This is a genomic window from Ochrobactrum sp. A-1 (assembly GCF_022488005.1).
GTDB lineage: Bacteria > Pseudomonadota > Alphaproteobacteria > Rhizobiales > Rhizobiaceae > Brucella.
On sequence record NZ_JAKVQC010000003.1, the window covers coordinates 1021056 to 1039327 of the forward strand.

The window sequence follows — 18272 nt, forward strand, 5'->3', positions numbered from 1 at the left end:
TCCCGCTCTCCGCCGGAGAGAAATACCGGAACGATTCCAGAGCCATAAGGCTATTTATACTACTAATGGGGATTAAAGCTTAGTCAATCCCTTCGCGGCGTGCTGCACGCCGTAGCTGCGAAGCATTCTAATTTCTCGCCACCGTTAACATGAGTCCTCCGACAGAACTATATCAATTGCTGCTTCGGGCGCTTAACAAACATCTTTTGGCGAAATTACGGCTCGTAGACTGTCCCCGGCAACTGTAAGCGGCCAATCCGCCGCATTTGTTGTCAGGCAATTATGGTGTTGGTACGGACGCCATGCCAGGTCTCGATCGTGTAGGAGGGCACTTTAGGCCCTCCCCCCACACCACCGTACGTACGGTTCCGTATACGGCGGTTCATGAAGCGTAGTGTAGGCGTCGATGTTCCTTCAGGAACGAGATCAGCCCGAGCTTGGTGAAGTAGGCATTGGGTAAGGCTTCGTGCATGTGCGGGGTTCTTGCATTCCACCATGGTCCCCGGCCATTGCTGGCACTTATCCATGCACGCTCCTTCTTGATGCCCCGTTGCATCAGGTTTCTTGCGCACGCGGCTGGTTTCGCCCATTGCCGCCACAGGGTCGCCCGCAGTTTGCGGTGAACCCATCCATCCAGTTCCTCAAACGTCCCCTTCACATCGGCCAGCTTGAAGTAGGCTGTCCAACCGCGCAGGATCGGCACAAGTTCCTTGATGATGACGTCAATGGCCCGGCCACGCCCAGCCCGGAACTGGGCTTTCAGTTTACCACGAAGACGTTTCACACTTTGTACCGCCACCTTAAGGCGGGGCATACGGTGAGCCGTCATTGAGTAGCCCAGAAAGACCCGGTTACATGGACGATCAACAGCGCTCTTGGTGGCGTTGACCTTCAGCTTCAGCCTCTTTTCAAGGAAGGTGGTGAGCGAAGCCATCACCCGTTGACCGGCACGCATTGACCGCACATAGATATTACAGTCGTCGGCGTAGCGGCAGAAGCGATGTCCGCGCTGTTCCAGTTCCTTGTCCAGATCGTCGAGCAAGACGTTTGATAATAGCGGAGACAGCGGACCGCCCTGCGGCGTTCCCTCGCTTCGCATTGTCGTCATCCCGCCCATCATCAACCCGGCTTGCAGATAGCGGCGGATCAACCGCAGCACCCGTTTGTCGTAAACCTTGCGCGCCACTCGTGCCATCAGCATATCGTGGTTTACCCGGTCGAAGAACTTCTCCAGGTCAAGATCGACCACAACGCGGTAACCGTCGGCCACATGGGACCGCGCGGCAAGGATCGCATCATGGGCACTCCGCTCCGGCCGAAAGCCGAAAGAGGAATTGGAGAAGTCTGGGTCGAAGATCGGCATCAGCACCTGATGTATCGCCTGCTGGATGAGCCGGTCGAGAACCGTGGGAATGCCAAGAAGGCGGTTCCCGCCACCGGGCTTGGGGATTTCAACCCCGCGCACCGGCGCTGGCTCATACCGCCCCGCCAAAAGGTCTTCCCTAATGCGCGGCCAATGCGATACCAGATGCTGCTTCAGGTCGCCAACGCTCATCTTGTCGATGCCCGCCGCTCCCTTGTTCGACACCACCCGGTGTAAGGCCGCCATCATGTTTTCGCGACTGATGATCATTTCCATCAGTTGCATCGCTGCCTTCGGTTGTGAGGTGGACGGTCCTGCCGTGACGTTTGATGCGCCCAAGGCATCCTCTCGCGGCTTCCGGCCACTACCTTCCGCATGGGCATGGGGAATTTCGGCCCCATTGTCTGCATCTGCTGTCGTCATCGAAAGACCGTTCTCCATCCGACACTTCATGTTCAACCCTTCACCAGATGGTCCCGGCTACTACGGCATCTGCTGACTTCTGCCGCCCTGTCCCGTCGCTTCTCAGCCGCGGTAGCACACCGTTGCCGGTGGCGAGGCAACAGACCTCCCGAGGTAAGACGCGTGACCTTCATGCCATATACCTGTCGCATCTACAGCCGCATCATCCAGGTGAATATCGGGCTTTGGGTAAATGGGCCCCCTTGCCCTGATGCGACTGCCTCTTATGCGCTTCCTGTTCGTCAGGCCGGCACTTTGCTTACAGCTTCCTTCAGACCCCGCCTCACGACGACGCCCTTGCTGTTCGGCTAACGGTTCCCATCACCAGGGCCCGTAGAGGACTTTCACCTCCAAGTCATCGACCGGATACCATCCCGGTCAAACGGTGATTGCGCACCACGCGCCATGCTCGGCGCACCCATCAGAATAGGCCATTTCGGGGCCTGATGGGGCATCGCTGACGAGGACCAGCGCGCCTGTGCCGTGAATTGCGGGAAAGGGCAGCATCGAGACGGTATAGGATGCGGCACGTATAGGACCATCAACAACAAGCCTCGTCTGCGTCCAGATCGAACCGACTGCAACATTGCCGGTGACGTGATCGATCCGGATTGCCTCTCGCCATTGTCCGGTATCGCTGCTTACCTTGACGCTGAAATCATTGCTGCCGTTCAGCCACATCTCGGCGAAGCCGGTCCAGTTGGTCTGATACAGAAGGCTTGCCGTATCGCTCGCCGCCTGCTCGTTCACCTTCACCTGATGCCCTGCACCGGCATGGTTGAACAGGCTCGCACCCGACGAATTAGCAAGCCGGTTAACCGCATCGGCAGTGGCAAGAACACCGAACATCGACAGGAACAAGTTTTCCCGAACCGACGAAACGCCCTTCCAGAGTATACCGTCGAAAACCAGCAACAAAGCTTCGTCTTCGACATAGGCCTGCCAGCCGATAGCAGGCGTCACGAAGAGCCACCCGCCATCAATGAAAGAGGCAATTGCGCCGCCTTTTCCTGCCCATGCCCTGGCAGCCGCCGAAGCCACGAGATAGCGATCTCCGCTGGCGGGTGTTTCGGGCGCTTCAGCTCGATTCCGTGAATTGACGCTCAGATGCACAACAGCATCGAACAACCGCAAGGCCTCATTGTGGGTGACATGTTTCTACGCCTGACTGGGCAGAATATAGGTCATTTTCAGATTTGGGGTTTGGTCCATGAACAGCTCCTCGCCGTGGATAATGCGAGGAGTCTAGTTCGTCTGCCCGAAAAGAGGATAAGTCCGGATCAGCTTCCGCGATAGGTGGAATAGGACCACGGGCTGACAAGCAGCGGCACATGATAGTTTCCATCAACATCGGCGATTGCGAAGCGGATCGGAATTAGGTCAAGAAACGGCGGATTGGCTTGGTCCGCACCGCGTCCCTCAAAATATTCGGCAACATGGAACTGCAACTCGTAAGTGCCGGTGCGCAATTCATCACCGGAAAGCAAAGGCGCGTCCGTGCGTCCTTCGAGATTGGTCACCGTCCGCTTGATGAGTTCGGAAACGCCGTTTGTGGCAATACGATAAAGCTCGATGCGCATCGCCGCCGCTGGACTGCCGTGGGCAGTGTCGAGAACATGTGTGGAAAGTTTACCCATAATATCCCTCGATAAAGCTCAGGCAGGTTGCGTCGTTTCAATGCGGTAGGCGGTATCGGAGAAGAAAAACTCTTCCAGATTGTCTTCCTTGCCCGCCCGGTCGACGATCAGAAAATCGGATTTCTGCTCAAGCGCCAGTAGCGGGTGGTGCCACACATTGCGCAGATAATTGACGCCCTGATCACCGCGCGCAAGGAAAACACGCGGACGTGCAGGCTTGCCTCCGTCATCCTCGGCGACGATCACAAGGAACGGCCTGCCGTTCAATGGTACAAATGCCTGCGAGCCGAAAGGATGACGTTCCATCATGACGATGTCGATTGGCGCTTCGAACGATTGCCCGCGGAAAATATTGACAAGAACCCTTGCTTCGGTACCAGCGGCTTCGACACGCGCGAGATCGTGGTATCGCTCGGTCGTTCCGTTATTGATCAGACGAAGCTCAGCTCCTTCTGTCTCGATAACATCACCAAATGGCGCAAAAGCGTCTTTTGTCAGCGGCTCGACCACCAAAGTTTCGACGTGCAAATCATCCTCCCCGTAAAAGCAGATTTCTTATAACGACAAAGCTTGTTGAAGAGGTCTCTGTCAATTGCGAAGCAGTTTCAACCGAAACAAGAAAAAGCCGGGCCAACGACCCGGCTTTCAACATGCAGAACCGATAAAAATTCAGCGCTTCAAAAGTGACATCACCGCAGGGACTCCGCATGCGGCAAGTGCGAGTTTCACGAGATCGCCGACGATAAAGGCACCGAACCCGAAGGCAATCGCCTTTTCCAGACCGAAAAGATAAGCCATCCAGCCAGCACCCATCAAAAGAATGACGGCTTCTGCGAGCAGCATTGCACCGCCGAGAGCGAGAGGGTTACGCGCCAGTCCCTTATCGGCAGCACGTCCGACGATCCAGGCAGCGGCAAGGTAGGAGAGCAGATAACCACCTGTCGGACCAACCATATAGGCAAGACCGATGCCCTTCTCCGGCGTTCCGGTGAAAACCGGCATGCCAAGCGCACCTTCGAGCAGATAAAGAGCGACAGTCGCCACGGCGAGCCGCGAACCGTAAAGCGCTGAAATTGCAAAGAGAGCGAAGGTCTGCATCGTCACATTGACGTAAACCAGATCGACTTTGATCTTGGCAGAAATGGTGAGAACAGCCGTTCCGATCACCGCAAGCCCGACAAACCAAAAAGCACGGGCCAGTTGTCTTGTCGGCAGATATTCTGCGGCGAGAGAGGCGGGGGCGACGCGAGACTTTGCTCTATGAGGCATATCCAACTCCACTTTTGACGCGGCGACAGACACCGGGATGCGAAATTCTCCGGAAACTGCCCGCTGACGCGATTGTCAGCCCGCGTGACTGTTCACGTTTGCAACCCGACTATATAAGGCCTATGCCGTTTCATCAATCAAACCAAAGAAGAATGGAAGCCGCTTCAATGGCGCTTGTTTTCGACAGCAGTTTCACGCCCCAATATGGGAAGCCGGTTGAACTGAGTAAAGGCATTTTGCGCCTCACCGTCAATAATCCGAGCGCTTTCACCTTTCACGGCACCAACAGCTATCTTATCGGCACGGATACGCTGGCGATCATCGATCCCGGCCCTGAAGATGAGGCGCATTACAACGCCTTGATCGCAGCCATTGCCGGTCGTCCGGTCAGCCATATCTTCGTCAGCCACACCCATCGCGATCATTCACCTTTGGCCCAGCGTCTGAAGGAAAGCCTTGGCGCTCGCACCGTTGCGGAGGGACCGCATCGCCCTGCCCGCCCCTATTATGGGGGCGAAACAAACATGCTTGAGGCAAGCGCCGATACGGAGTTCGTTCCGGATATTGCACTGACCGACGGAAGCATGATCGAAGGTGATGGCTGGGCTCTGGAAGGAATTCATACTCCCGGACATGCCGCCAATCACATGGCGTTCGGCCTGAAAGGAACCGGCATTCTTTTCCCCGCAGACCATGTCATGGCCTGGGCGACGTCCATCGTCGCACCGCCGGACGGCTCGATGAATGACTACATGGTCTCGCTCGAAAAACTGCTGGCACGCGACGACAAGGTCTATCTGCCGGGGCATGGCGGCGCCGTGACCAAGCCTGCCGCCTTCGTTCGTGGCCTGCGTGCCCATCGCAAGATGCGCGAACGTGCCATTTTAGAGCGTGTTCTACAGGGGGACCGGACAATCGGCGACATGGTGAAAGTGATTTATCGCGAGACTGATCCGCGATTGCACGGTGCGGCTGCACTGTCCGTGCTCGCACATCTGGAAGATCTGGTCGGGCGTGGAGAAGTCACGACAGATGGCCATCCGTCGATGGGCAGTATCTATCTTCCCGGCTGATTATTCCACGTCCGCTGGAGCCTTGTTAACCTCGCCTTCCAGCGCCTCCAGAAAATCAGTAATGAAACCGGCATTCTGCCCCATATCCCGCTTGCCATAGCGTGACAGCGAGCGCACATCAACATAGGTGGTTTCGCCTTCGTCGAGCAAGCGGATGACGATATCGCTTTTCAGACCCAGTATGAAACTATGCGCGGTCACGGCAAATCGCGTCGCGTTCTGTTCCGGCGAAGACGCATTGCGCGCGATCTCCTGCCACCCGAAAGTCCTCAGAACCGTCTCGACCCCCTGCGCAACGCGGTCCGGTGCGGCTTCATAGCGGCGTCCGACCACATCGGGATAGGCGGTCAACTGGGTCAGCGCATCGCCACTCACTGCCACTGTCAGCGGATTCATCCATTGCAGGCGTGGCGGCATATTGGACGGGAATTGCGGCGGCGTCTCGAAATCCGTGGAGATGTCGTAGAGGGGTGGAGAGAGATACCACAGTGCCGTGACCAGTCCGACTGGAAGCAGCACGGCAAAAGCGAATATGCCGCCCCAGAAGGAGCGTGCGCCGCCCTTGTCGCCATTGACCCAGAGATTGCGAAAACCTTTAGCCGAGCAAAGAAGGGCCAGAGCGGCAAGACCAGTGCTCAATCCGGCAAGCAGTACCAGATCCGGTGTCTCCAGTGTCCAGAAGCGATGCAGAAGAAACGCCATCGCAAGCAGCACGAGCGCAAAAACACCAAGCCGAAGCGCCCACACTGCAGAGCGCGACCGACGCCGCTGGTAGCGAAGTTTTCTCATGCAGTCTCCGAGAACATTTCCAGCTTATACTGAATCATTGGAGCCGCTCTGTCTCTCTGTTTTCACGCAGTATGAATAGCAGAGAGATTTTCGCTCGGCAAAACTTCGGCGTAGAAATTCAAATGCCCCACCTGGCTTGGACATGGCGGGGCACTTTTCTCGGCGATGTCATTTAAGGCCTGTGGGGATTCATCGTAAATTTATGACGGCCGCAGCGAGGTAGATGATAGCAGCGAAGCTACGGTCTGTTTTGCAGGCACGCATGGCGATGCGTTTGAATTCTTTGAGTTTGCAGAAGAAGTTTTCAATCAAGTGCCGCCATTTATACATTTCGGTGTCAAGCGGGATGGGGATGGCGCGGCGCGGGTGCTGGGAAATGACGATCCTGGCACCACGTTCATTAAGATCGGCGATGATGTCGTTGCTGTCGAAAGCTTTGTCTGCGAGCAACGCCCCAAATTCGACACCTTCGATCAACGGTGCAACACCGACGCTATCGAAACGATTGCCTGGCATCAGGCGGAAGCGCACAAGGTTGCCCAAGGCGTCGGTGAGTGCCAATATCTTGGTCGTCAAGCCGCCTTTGGAGCGGCCAATGGCCTGGCTCGAAGTCCCCCTTTTGCGCCCTGTCCATGACGATGAACCTTGACGATGGTGGCATCGATCATGGCGTACTCCATGTCAGGCTCCTGCGTCAAAGCATCGAAAATCCGCTTGAAAACATCCGCTTCGCGCCAATCACGAAATCGCCGGAACGCTGTGCTCCAGTTACCAAAATGGGATGGCAGGTCGCGCCATGGACTGCCTGTTCGGACAATCCACAGCACCGCCTCCATGAATAGTCGATTGTTCCTGCCGCTGCGTCCGGGATCCGTGATCTTGCCCAGGCAGTGCGGCTCCATCTTCGCCCATTGGGCGTCCGTCAGTACAAAGCGATCCATCCACAGTATGAGACCCCATGTCCCTGGTCTGCATAGTGGCTCGTCTCGCAATATGTTGGCAACGAGGGTTAGCTTTGCAGCCAGAGCCTCAAACATAGGAGACGAGCCGTGGTCGATGATACTGCACTTTACGTTGGTTTGGATGTGAGCAAGGAAAAAATTGCCGTTGGCCTTGCTGAAGCGGGCCGCAAGGGGGAGGTACGCTACTATGGCGAGATCGCCAACCGCGCTGATGCGGTGCGCAAATTTGTCGACAAGCTGGCTGGGCGTCACGGGCGCCTGTGCTTTTGCTACGAGGCCGGCCCGACGGGTTATGGATTGTATCGCCAGCTTTCAGGTCTCGGCCACGAATGCCTTGTCGTCGCACCGTCGCTCATTCCAACGCGTCCGGGGCTTCAGATCAAAACGGATCGCCGCGATGCGGTGGCGTTAGCTGCTTTGTTGCGCGCCGGTGAGCTGTCATCCATCTGGGTTCCCGACGAGACGCATGAGGCCATGCGCGATCTTTGCCGGGCGAGGGAAACGGCGGTCTCTGATTTGCGACGGGCACGCCAGCATCTCTTGTCATTTTTGCTCCGCCACGGCCGGGTCTTCGAGGGCCGGTCTCATTGGACAAAAGCACATCGAAACTGGCTGGCGACCCAGCGGTTCGATCACCGGGCGCAGCAAATCGCCATGGAAGAATATATTCGTGCCATCGAGCAAATCGAGGAACGGCGTGAACGGTTGACCCAACAGATGCTGGCGTTCTTGCCGGACTGGTCACTCAACCCGGTGGTGGAAGCGATCCAGGCCTTGCGCGGTGTCGCACAGATCTCAGCGCTGACCCTGGTCTCGGAGATCGGTGACTTTCGGCGCTTTAGCAACCCACGTCAGTTCATGGCCTGGCTGGGACTGGTTCCCAAGGAGCATTCCACAGGCGCAAGCGTGATGCGTGGGTCCATTACCAAGGCGGGTAACACCCGCGCACGACGGATGCTGGTCGAAGGCGCATGGACCTATAGATTACCCGCGCGTGTCGGCCTGGAAATTCTGAAGCGAAGCGAGGGGTTGCCTGAAAATATCAGGGCAATCGCCTGGAAGGCGCAAGTGCGACTATGCCAGCGATACCGGCGTATGCAAGCCAGTGGTCGCCCCACCAATATCGTCATCGTTGCCATCGCACGTGAGCTTGCTGCTTTCGTCTGGGCGATCGCAACGACCATTCCTATCACGTCAACAAAAGCCGCCTGACAAAGAACGGCTCAACACGAAGAAGGAGAAAAGTTTACTTCCATCACACTGCCTATTGTTGGGCGCGGCGGCCGGTCAGGGCAACCCTCGTTGTGATTCTGCGAGCCTGAAAAATGGCAACACGCGTTAACGTGAGACAGAGGAAGGCCCGAGACGAACCACGGTCCTGCGGTATCCAACCCGCGCATCAGAGTCTGATCAACCGTCGTCTCAATGCCGCCGCGTCCTGCAATAGGCAGCATATAATACTCTCTGCGCTGAAAAAGCGAAGCGAAAACCTATGCCGTAACCCTTGAAAACGGACATGAGAATCACATCTGCGGATAAATGGGAATCCTAAATCCCCACAGACCTTAGAGCGGCTCCGGTCAAAACTGAGTTGCCGGAACCGCTCTAACTATTTGTTTCGTCCCATTGTCCCACGCAAAACCGCTTCGCACTTTTGCTGGAAATGCTCTAGTAACGCGCATCTTTCGGCTTCTTCATATTGGGCCAGTCCTTCACCTTGCCTGCGAAGTCTGGACGCGGCATGTGGGTGAAATATTCCGACACATCAATGGCTTCCTGATCGGTCAGAACACCGCCCTGCCCGATGGGCAGATTGTAGTTCTGGGCTGGCGGCATCGCATATTTGACGAACTGCGCCGCCTTGTAAGTCCGGGCCAGTCCGGCCCCGATGTTGAAGCTTTCATCCCCCCAGAGCGGCGGGAAGATATAGTCACCGGCCTGGTCCTTCATGCCTTCGCCACCCGCACCATGACAGGTCGAGCATTGTGCGGCATAGATTCTGGCGCCGTTGACTGGATCGGGAACAAGGCTTTCATCGATGGGACCGGCATTGCGGATCGCCACTTTGGTGCCCTTTTTCACATCCTGCCGAAGCCAGTCCATATAGGCGACCATCGCCTTCATGTCGGCCCCGTCAGGCGGCAGCGGCTTGCCGTTCATCGAACGCTGGAAGCAGCCATTGATGCGCATCACCAGATCGACTTCCTTGCCAGCACGGGGCATGACGGCGGGATAGAAATTGCTGCTGTTGATATAGGAAGCAACATTATCCATCTTGCCCTGCCCCATGTGGCAGGAGTTGCAATTCAGGCCGTTGCCGACATTGTCGGGCAGAAGCCGCGCGGTTTCGTTGAGCAACCGCTTGCCGTGCATGATTTCAGGCGCGTTCGGCTGCTTGAGAATGTCACGGTCCGGCGGGATGACATAGGTTCCGACCTGATTTTTATCCTTGTCCAGAACCGCATAGGCTTTGGGAGCCGGGGCATCCAGCGAAGGCCGCAGGTGATTGAAGAGGAATGCGCCACCCGTTACTGCCACGGCAAAACTGGCACCAAGAACGACAATCGTACTGTTTTTCATTGCTTGTTCTCCGGAACGTAATGGACGGGCTTGTGAGCGATTTCACGCCGCATACGCGCGATATCCTGCTCCGTTATGGCAGCGCCGTGGTTGCCCCAGCCGTTGCGAATGAAGTTCAGGATTTCGGCGACCTGCCAGTTCGGAAGATTGGCAAAGCCCGGCATGGTGAAAGCCATCTTGTCCGCTGGCGTGTCAGGCGTCCTGCCCCCGGTCAGAGTGACCTGAATGAGCGAGCTTGGATCATCGGCAAAGACAATCGAATTGCCAGCAAGCGCCGGATAGATGCGCGGTGCGCCCTTACCGTCCATACGATGGCAGACCGAACATTGCTCGACATAGGACAAAGCGCCCGGTGCACTGAAATCTCCCGCCTTGAGGACCGCCGTCGTCACATCTTCCTTCGGTTGCCATTCACGTTCGCGTCCTTCGCTTGGTGGCAGCGACTTCAAATAACGGGCAATCGCACGCAAATCATCTTCTGCAAGGTATTGGGTCGAATGCTGCACGACATCGGCCATTGAGCCGAACGCCGCCGTGCGATCGGTGCGCCCGGTCTTGAGGAAGGTGACGATCTCGTCTTCGGCCCACGTCGAAAGGCCTGTATCCTGATCGCGCAGGTTTTTCGCATACCAGCCTTCCAGAACTGAGCCGGACAGGAACTTGCCCTTCGGATCGTTCTTCACCGCTTTTTCTTCATAGGCGAGACCACGTGGCGTATGGCACGCGCCGCAATGACCGAGCCCCTCGACCAGATAAGCACCGCGTGCGATCATCGGATCAGTGTCCGCTGCAATTTCGAACGGACGCGAATTTCCAAAGAAAAGCTGCCAGTAGGCGAGTGGCCAGCGCATATTGGTTGGCCACGGCAAGGTGCTGGGCTGGTTTTCCTGTTGTACCGGCTCCACCTTCGACATGAAGAACGCATAAAGCGCCTTCATGTCCTCGTCATTAACGACCGTATAGGAAACAAAGGGCATTGCCGGATAAAGATGGACATTATCCTGACGCACTCCCTGCCGTACGGCGCGCTCGAAGTCGGCATAGCTGTAGCCGCCGATACCGGTTTTACTGTCTGGCGTGATGTTTGTGGAATAAATCGTGCCAAGCGGCGTCTGCATGCCAAGCCCGCCCGCAAACGCCTTACCTCCCGGAGCCGTATGGCACGCAGCGCAGTCGCCCGCATGGGCGACATACTCGCCTTTTTCGATCAAAGCCTTGTCGGTGACATCGACGGCGGCTTCGTGTTTCGCCGTCAGCCAATGGGGTGTTGAAAGCGCAAAGAGCCAAGCTGCGGCTAGCGCACCCGCGCCGCCGACCGCCGCTTTCCAGATCAGTTTCATGTGCCCTCCGACACCAATTCACTTGTGATGAGGGGAACGTCGAAGATTCGGGATGAAAGAGCATTGACCGCGATCAAAACCTGTCGAGGGAATATTTAGCGATCTACAAAAGCAACAGCTAATGCACGTTTGGCGTGCTTGATAGATTAGGCAAATCGCATTAGGGGCAGCACCCTCCAGGGGCGCAATTCAATCTGATTACGGCAGATTGGCGCTCCAATTGTTTGTTCAGCACGCATCTGATCCGAAAACCGTTTTGCACTTTTCGGGATGCGTTCTTAGCCTGCAAAGATCACCAGCTTTAAGAATAAGTGAAAAAAAGCTAGGTAAATCAAATAAAAAGGCATTGCAGCAACCGCTAACAGAAGGCATGATTGCGTATGTGGGGGCTTATATTGCAATCGTCGGAGAGGACGGAATGGATCGCGCCCTTCAAAATGGCAACCAGGCATCGGACGGCACAACCGCAGATGATGCGATGACGCTTGAAGCCGTCGAACTGGAGTTTGCGCTTGGAGCCATCGACGTCCTTATCGAAGGTTTTGATTCCGCGCTCGCCAAGGCCGCAGAACGCGTTGGCGGCGAAGTTCTGTTCAATATGCCTGCTCTCGACACCAGCGAAGCACAACGCATCGGTGCAATTGCCATTGCCGGGCAACCGGAAGATCAGGTTATCTTCGTCACATTGCGCAACGACGGCACGACGTTGTCCGTTGAACCGCCAACCGGCGAAAATGCCGTTTTTGAAAGCCTTGGCCGCAACTACGCCGCCGTCATGAAAAGTCTTTCCCCGAAGGAAAAAGTCAACGGCGCCTGAATGGGATTATTTCGGCGCTACGGGCTTTGGAACGCCCGCATGAAGATTGTGCGGAGCAACTGGGTTGAGTGTCATAGTCGTCTCGACATCCTTGAGCCGCACGAATTTCATCCCCTTCGCTTTTAAGGCCAGGACGCCTTTGGCCACCCCTTCACCCGCCGACCGCGTTGGTTGGTTGATATGCGAGATGATGACGTCGCCGTCACGCGCAGCAGCGATGCGGCGCTCAACCGTCGGCGCCAGCAACGAAGCGCCCTGATCGCCATTCAGCGAATAGCCACCGATCTTGTAGCCCATGCTTGTTGCCAGTTTGATGGCATCGGTCGAATAACGGGCAGTCGCATCGCGATACCAGACGGGCTTCGACACTCCGGCATCAGTGATCGCCGTCGCGCCAGCATCGATTTCCAGATGAACCGCCTCAAGTGATCCTGCTGTCTTGATGCCATACATTTTCGGCTCGTTGGTAATGGCTGGAACATGCATTGCGCCATGGTTCTCGATATCGAACAGATCGACATTGGCCTTCAAAACAGCCATGGCGACCGGGTTCTGCTTTATCCATCGCCCCGTCACGAAGATCGTCGCTGGAATACGATTCTGCACCAGCATGTCCAGAATGCGATGGTCAGTCTTGCCCATGCAGGCATCAAGCGTCAGTGCCACCTGAGGCGATGCAGCACCACCCCGCGCGATATGCAGTTGCGGCTCAACGATCTTGATCGTGTCGTGCGCAGCCTTATTCTCCGCGCGCTCCTGCGGCGAGATATCGTATGCGCTGGCAATGCCAGTCGTGGCGAGAATGACGGCTCCTGCCGAAGCAATAAAACGAAGCATGACAATATCTTCTGAAAATGGCTTAACCACCGGAGATTATTCCGGCAGCTAAGCCAAATTGTGACGTGCTGTCAAACCTTGCGTATGGCCGACTGCGCAGCGGCAAGACGGGCAATCGGCACGCGGAACGGCGAACAGGAAACATAGTCGAGACCTGTCTTTTCGCAAAAGGTAATCGACGCCGGATCACCACCATGCTCGCCGCAGATGCCGAGCTTCAGTTTTTCGCGGGTCTTTCGTCCGCGTTCAGCGGCAATTTCCACCAGTTCACCAACGCCTTCGAGATCGAGCGACACGAACGGGTCCTGTTCGATCACACCACGCTTCTGATAGGAAGTCAGGAACGAGGACGCATCGTCGCGTGAAATGCCGAATGTCGTTTGCGTCAAATCGTTGGTGCCAAACGAGAAGAACTCAGCCGTTTCGGCGATTTCGGCAGCGCGCAAGGCTGCACGCGGCAGTTCGATCATCGTGCCGACCATATAGTCGATCTTGACGCCCGCCTCGGCCATGACTTCCTTGGCAACGGCGTCGATGCGCGCCTTGACGAAATCGAGTTCGGCTTTCAGACCAACCAGCGGCACCATTACTTCCGGCACCACGTGTTCGCCGGTTTTCTTGCCTGCTTCAACGGCAGCTTCAAAAATCGCCCGTGCCTGCATTTCCGCGATTTCCGGATAGGATACAGCCAGACGGCAGCCGCGATGGCCCAGCATCGGGTTGAATTCATGCAGGGCATCCGCGCGTTCGCGCAGCTTTGCCGCATCGACACCCATCGACCGGGCAACCTCTGCGACTTCCTCGTCCGTATGCGGCAGGAACTCGTGCAATGGCGGATCAAGCAGACGGATCGTAACCGGGAGCCCCTTCATGATCTCGAAAAGTTCGACGAAATCCGAACGTTGCATCGGCAAAAGCTTTGCGAGAGCGGTGCGGCGGCCTTCTTCATTGTCGGAAAGGATCATTTCGCGCATGGCGACAATGCGGCTTCCGTCGAAGAACATGTGTTCAGTACGGCAGAGCCCTATGCCTTCAGCACCAAACGAACGCGCCGTGCGGGCATCCGCCGGGGTTTCTGCATTGGCGCGAACCTTCATCCGACGGGTCCGGTCAGCCCATTCCATCAGCTTGCCGAAATCGCCGGAAAGCTCGGGCTGCAGCATGGCCACAGCGCCTTTCAGGACCTGCCCGGTGCCGCCATCGACGGTAACGACATCGCCCTTCTTGAAGGTCTGGCCTGCTGCCAGCATGACGCCATTGCGATAATCGACGCGAAGCGACCCCGCACCAGAAACGCATGGCTTGCCCATACCGCGTGCGACAACAGCTGCGTGACTGGTCATGCCGCCGCGTGTCGTCAGAATGCCTTCTGCCGCGTGCATGCCGTGAATATCTTCCGGGCTGGTCTCGATGCGAACGAGAATGACCTTACGGCCCTCCGACTTTGCCTGTTCGGCTTCTTCCGAAGAGAAGACGATTTCGCCAGTTGCAGCGCCCGGTGATGCCGGGAGGCCCTGACCAATGATCTGGCGCTCCGCACGCGGGTCAATGGTCGGGTGCAGAAGCTGGTCAAGCGCTGCCGGATCGACGCGCAGAACCGCTTCTTCCTCGGAAATGAGGCCTTCGCCTGCCATTTCTACGGCCATCTTCAATGCCGCCTTTGCGGTGCGCTTGCCTGAACGGGTCTGAAGCATCCACAATTTGCCGCGTTCAATGGTGAATTCGAGGTCCTGCATGTCGCGATAATGCTGTTCCAGCCGATCAGCGACCTTGAGGAATTCGGCGAAAGCTTCCGGCATTACCTTTTCAAGCGATGGCTTGTCGGAACCGGCCGCAATGCGCGCTTCTTCGGTGATGTTCTGCGGCGTGCGGATACCGGCAACGACATCTTCACCCTGCGCATTGACGAGAAACTCGCCGTAAAGCTTCTTCTCGCCTGTCGAAGGATTGCGTGTAAACGCAACGCCAGTCGCAGAGGTCTCACCCATATTGCCAAACACCATCGCCTGCACATTAACCGCCGTGCCCCAGGCCGCCGGGATATTATGCAGCCGCCGATAGGTGATGGCGCGCGCATTCATCCAGCTTGAGAAGACGGCGCCGATGGCGCCCCAGAGCTGTTCGCGCGGGTCCTGCGGGAAAGGCTGACCGAGTTCTTCCTCGACCTTTGCCTTGTAAGACCCGATGACATCCTTCCAGTCTTCCGCCGTCAGCGCCGTATCGACATCGACCCCGAGATCGGCCTTCTTGTCTTCAAGAATTTCTTCGAAGAAGCCATGATCGACGCCCAGAACGACATCCGAATACATCTGGATGAAGCGGCGATAGCTGTCATAGGCAAAGCGCTCCTCCCCAGCTTCACGACCAATGGCCTGTACAGTCTGGTCATTGAGACCAAGGTTCAGCACCGTATCCATCATGCCCGGCATGGACGCACGCGCCCCCGAACGCACGGACACCAGAAGCGGCTTTTCGGCATCGCCGAAATTGCGCCCCGTCACTTTCGCGATATGGTCCAGAGCCGCCCGAACCTGTTCGTTCAATTCGGATGGATAGGTGCGGTCATGATCGTAATAATAGGTGCAGACTTCGGTCGTGATGGTAAAGCCTGGAGGTACCGGAAGGCCAAGGCTGCTCATTTCAGCCAGGTTCGCTCCCTTGCCGCCGAGAAGATTGCGGTCACTCGCCGCGCCTTCTGCCTTGCCGTCGCCGAACGTGTACACCCACTTCGCCATCATGGCCTCCTTACTGCAGGATAGGTTCATGAAAGGCTTGCAACAATTACAAGCACTCCCGGAACCAGCTCCTCGTTGCTTATGCGATCGGAAAGGTTGCTGCCAACCAAAAAAACCCAACCGCGACAATAGAATCGATTAAACGCGATATCAGCACGGTAAAGGTTCAAATTGGGGCGACGAGAAAGCAGAATTAATCATTATTACGCCTCCAATTGTGCTCAATCGTTCGCACAGCCAGAGAAGTAAATTTCAGCAGCGCGGAACGTTCCATCGGTGCGTTTACATTGCACAACAACGTCAACCGAAATCTCCAGCATACGTCGGATGTCAGCGCGTTCGAGTGCACTTCCCCCTTCCGATTCCTTGACTAGTAAAGTCAGTTGCTCGAAAGCAAGTCTGGCAGAATCTGCATGAACTGTTGTGATGGATCCTGGATGGCCCGAGTTGATATTGCGAATATAATAAAACGCGCTTCCATCCCTGAGTTCCTGCAGCAATATACGATCGGGACGCATTCGCAGACACGATTCGAGTAATTCCTTCGGACCTGCATTCGATAACCCCTGCGAGCCCTTTGAATAAAACAGACGCACCTGATTTGGTTGGGAAATTACAAGTTCCGGGCTGTCTTCAATCGAAATAACACGCTCGTGTTGTGGAATATGCTTGATAAGAGCCTTTGAAAGAGTGGTTTTTGCGGACCCTGTCGCACCAGAAATAATGATATTTTTCCGCGCGATAACAGCTTGACGAAGAAACTCCTTGAATTGCCCTTTTTTGTAGAGTTCTTGTAAACGTTCTTGCTCTTTTGAAAGGGCACGAAAGCTTGTTTGCGGATGAGAGAAAAAGCCATTGGCGTCCAGATCATCAAGCGTAAAATCGAGCGATGATGGTTTGCGGATCGTGATGCTGACCGTTCCCTTCGTGGTGGCAGGTGGAATGACAATTTGAATTCGCTCGCCAGCTGGAAGAGTTGCCGAAAGTATCGGTCGCATTTCATTGATGGTTTGATGGGAAAAGCTCGCCACCGCCCGGGAAAGGCGCATGAGTTTTTCAAAGGATAGCCCAGGAAGATCGTGTATCTGCCAACCACCCGGCCCTTCCGTCAGCACCTGACCCGGATGATTGACAATGATCTCATATAACGAGCAATCATCCAGAAAGACCGCGAGAGGCTTTAGAAGTTCACGAACGACGGTACTGTCCTGGGCTTCAGCCATTTGTCCACCTATTTTGTCACAAGCGTCGATGGCGGGTGGAAATCACCCAAAGTTGCCCGATCGAGAATGCGATTTCTAGGTTCGGTTACACGAAGCTGGTAAACGCCTGCAAAATCGAGATCGCGAGCGACAAAGATGGAGACCAATTCCCCCTGATGCTTGTTGAGTGTCGGGGCAATATTAATTGATTGCTCCACTGCAATGGCAGCAGCCTGTTTGCCGGCATCTGCGGTATTCTGTGCATGAAAATTGCCGTCTTGCAGACGACTGCTCGCGTAACTTGTCGCATCGCCGACGACGGAAAGGAGAAGCGCACTGCCAAAGCGCTCCCACCAATGCGTATCGACCTGACCACCAACGCCAGCGCGGCCAAACGCATCGGTTGCTGGCGAGGCAAGCATGACGATCACACCTTGAGGCGTTTTCGCCCTGTTCCAAAGCACAAACAGTCGTTTTTGACCCCGTTGGAGACCGCCACGATATTCCCCGACAAGCTGGGTTCCCTTTTCCATCAGCACCACGCGGCCATTATCGGATAAAACATCGCGGTTGATCACGCAGCTTGCAAACCCCGGCTGATCAGAGGCAAGTGCAGTTTCGAGCACACAAGGGATCGAACTACCCATGGCGATGATGAAATCGCGATTTCCGAGCATACCGGCGCGCGATCCCTCAAGTCGGGTCGGTCGCAGCAGATTTTCGAACCGTTGTTCGTCAGCATTTTGCTGGTTCTGGCCAATAAAATTGCCATCGATTGGCACAAAATTCCCATCTGGTACCGCATTACTGCCGTTCCCGCCTTCGCCTCGTGAGGCCGAATTTTTCTGTCCCCCGCTATAAGCCATAACGGGCGCACGACGGGCGGCATCAAGCAATTCGTCCACTTGGGGCATGGGGTCTTCAAGGACCGGTGTTGGCAGTTTTACCACCGGCTTTTCTTCAACCGGCTCTGTCTTTTCTCTTGCCGCCTCAAAGGGTGTCGTTTGGCGGATCACGACGCGCTCGGTCTGGATATTGTTGTCCTTTGTTTTGTTTCCAGATGTCGACCACAGAGCAAAGCCAATAAACAACACAATGGCGAGTGCAACCGCACCGCGCTTGAGAACTGGATTATTGTCGATGCGTGTAGCTGTAGCCGTTTCGGCGCGTTCGCCTGGGATCTGATGTTCCTCAATCTCGGCCATC

At 56.0% G+C, this 18272-nt stretch carries 15 protein-coding genes and 1 pseudogene; 3 read left to right on the plus strand and 13 right to left on the minus strand.

The features are described from left to right. Positions 1-382: 382 nt before the first annotated feature. The 5 genes and pseudogenes from ltrA to MKS82_RS06745 form a co-directional block, all read right to left on the minus strand. Positions 383-1786 (minus strand): group II intron reverse transcriptase/maturase, encoded by a 1404-nt coding sequence (gene ltrA, locus MKS82_RS06725; protein WP_139975403.1) that lies wholly within the window; start codon positions 1784-1786, stop codon positions 383-385. Between the two features lie 417 nt (positions 1787-2203). Then, a pseudogene (locus MKS82_RS06730) lies at positions 2204-3037 on the minus strand (DUF2793 domain-containing protein). Between the two features lie 68 nt (positions 3038-3105). Then, complete coding sequence (uraH, locus tag MKS82_RS06735) at positions 3106-3462, minus strand: hydroxyisourate hydrolase (protein ID WP_240578561.1); 357 nt, start codon at positions 3460-3462, stop codon at positions 3106-3108. A gap of 18 nt (positions 3463-3480) precedes the next feature. Beyond that, entirely contained in the window at positions 3481-3990 is a 510-nt protein-coding gene (locus MKS82_RS06740; protein ID WP_105528903.1) for an ureidoglycolate lyase, read from the minus strand. Positions 3991-4131: 141 nt separating this feature from the next. Next, the gene (locus MKS82_RS06745) at positions 4132-4731 is read right to left on the minus strand and encodes a biotin transporter BioY (protein ID WP_240578562.1); all 600 of its coding nucleotides are present in this window, start codon (positions 4729-4731) and stop codon (positions 4132-4134) included. A gap of 167 nt (positions 4732-4898) precedes the next feature. Here MKS82_RS06745 and MKS82_RS06750 point away from each other — a divergent pair, with 167 nt between their 5' ends. Beyond that, positions 4899-5804, plus strand: coding sequence for an MBL fold metallo-hydrolase (locus MKS82_RS06750; RefSeq protein ID WP_240578563.1), 906 nt, complete (start codon positions 4899-4901; stop codon positions 5802-5804). On the opposite strand, the gene MKS82_RS06755 is transcribed toward MKS82_RS06750, so the two are convergent. Further along, the gene (locus MKS82_RS06755) at positions 5805-6593 is read right to left on the minus strand and encodes a DUF1499 domain-containing protein (protein WP_240578564.1); all 789 of its coding nucleotides are present in this window, start codon (positions 6591-6593) and stop codon (positions 5805-5807) included. A 189-nt stretch (positions 6594-6782) separates the two neighbouring features. Then, a protein-coding gene (locus tag MKS82_RS06760) for an IS5 family transposase (RefSeq protein ID WP_240578565.1) occupies positions 6783-7534 on the minus strand; the annotation gives its coding sequence in 2 pieces (ribosomal slippage) (positions 6783-7204 and positions 7204-7534; 753 coding nt in all). Between the two features lie 108 nt (positions 7535-7642). On the opposite strand from MKS82_RS06760, the gene MKS82_RS06765 reads away from it, so the two are divergent. Next, positions 7643-8767, plus strand: coding sequence for an IS110 family transposase (locus MKS82_RS06765; RefSeq protein WP_240578566.1), 1125 nt, complete (start codon positions 7643-7645; stop codon positions 8765-8767). A 456-nt stretch (positions 8768-9223) separates the two neighbouring features. Here MKS82_RS06765 and MKS82_RS06770 read toward each other — a convergent pair whose 3' ends face one another. Both MKS82_RS06770 and MKS82_RS06775 read right to left on the minus strand, forming a co-directional pair. Next, positions 9224-10135 (minus strand): c-type cytochrome, encoded by a 912-nt coding sequence (locus MKS82_RS06770; protein WP_240578567.1) that lies wholly within the window; start codon positions 10133-10135, stop codon positions 9224-9226. Next, positions 10132-11475 carry a c-type cytochrome gene (locus MKS82_RS06775; RefSeq protein WP_240578568.1) on the minus strand — a complete coding sequence of 448 codons (1344 nt, stop codon included), beginning with the start codon at positions 11473-11475 and terminating at the stop codon, positions 10132-10134. Before MKS82_RS06775 ends, MKS82_RS06770 begins: the two co-directional genes overlap by 4 nt. A gap of 418 nt (positions 11476-11893) precedes the next feature. Here MKS82_RS06775 and MKS82_RS06780 point away from each other — a divergent pair, with 418 nt between their 5' ends. Further along, a complete protein-coding gene (locus MKS82_RS06780; protein WP_240578569.1) occupies positions 11894-12292 on the plus strand; it encodes a hypothetical protein in 399 nt (132 codons plus the stop codon). 6 nt (positions 12293-12298) lie between these two features. Here MKS82_RS06780 and MKS82_RS06785 read toward each other — a convergent pair whose 3' ends face one another. The 4 genes from MKS82_RS06785 to virB10 all read right to left on the minus strand — a co-directional run bounded on the left by MKS82_RS06785 (position 12299) and on the right by virB10 (position 18271). Beyond that, positions 12299-13129 (minus strand): polysaccharide deacetylase family protein, encoded by an 831-nt coding sequence (locus MKS82_RS06785; RefSeq protein ID WP_240578570.1) that lies wholly within the window; start codon positions 13127-13129, stop codon positions 12299-12301. Positions 13130-13200: 71 nt separating this feature from the next. Then, the gene (gene ppdK / locus MKS82_RS06790) at positions 13201-15864 is read right to left on the minus strand and encodes a pyruvate, phosphate dikinase (RefSeq protein WP_240578571.1); all 2664 of its coding nucleotides are present in this window, start codon (positions 15862-15864) and stop codon (positions 13201-13203) included. Between the two features lie 221 nt (positions 15865-16085). Continuing rightward, positions 16086-17087, minus strand: a complete 1002-nt coding sequence (virB11, locus tag MKS82_RS06795; RefSeq protein ID WP_176037264.1) for a P-type DNA transfer ATPase VirB11 — start codon at positions 17085-17087, stop codon at positions 16086-16088. An 8-nt stretch (positions 17088-17095) separates the two neighbouring features. Next, positions 17096-18271, minus strand: a complete 1176-nt coding sequence (gene virB10 / locus MKS82_RS06800; protein ID WP_176037263.1) for a type IV secretion system protein VirB10 — start codon at positions 18269-18271, stop codon at positions 17096-17098. Between the last annotated feature and the right edge of the window lies 1 nt (position 18272).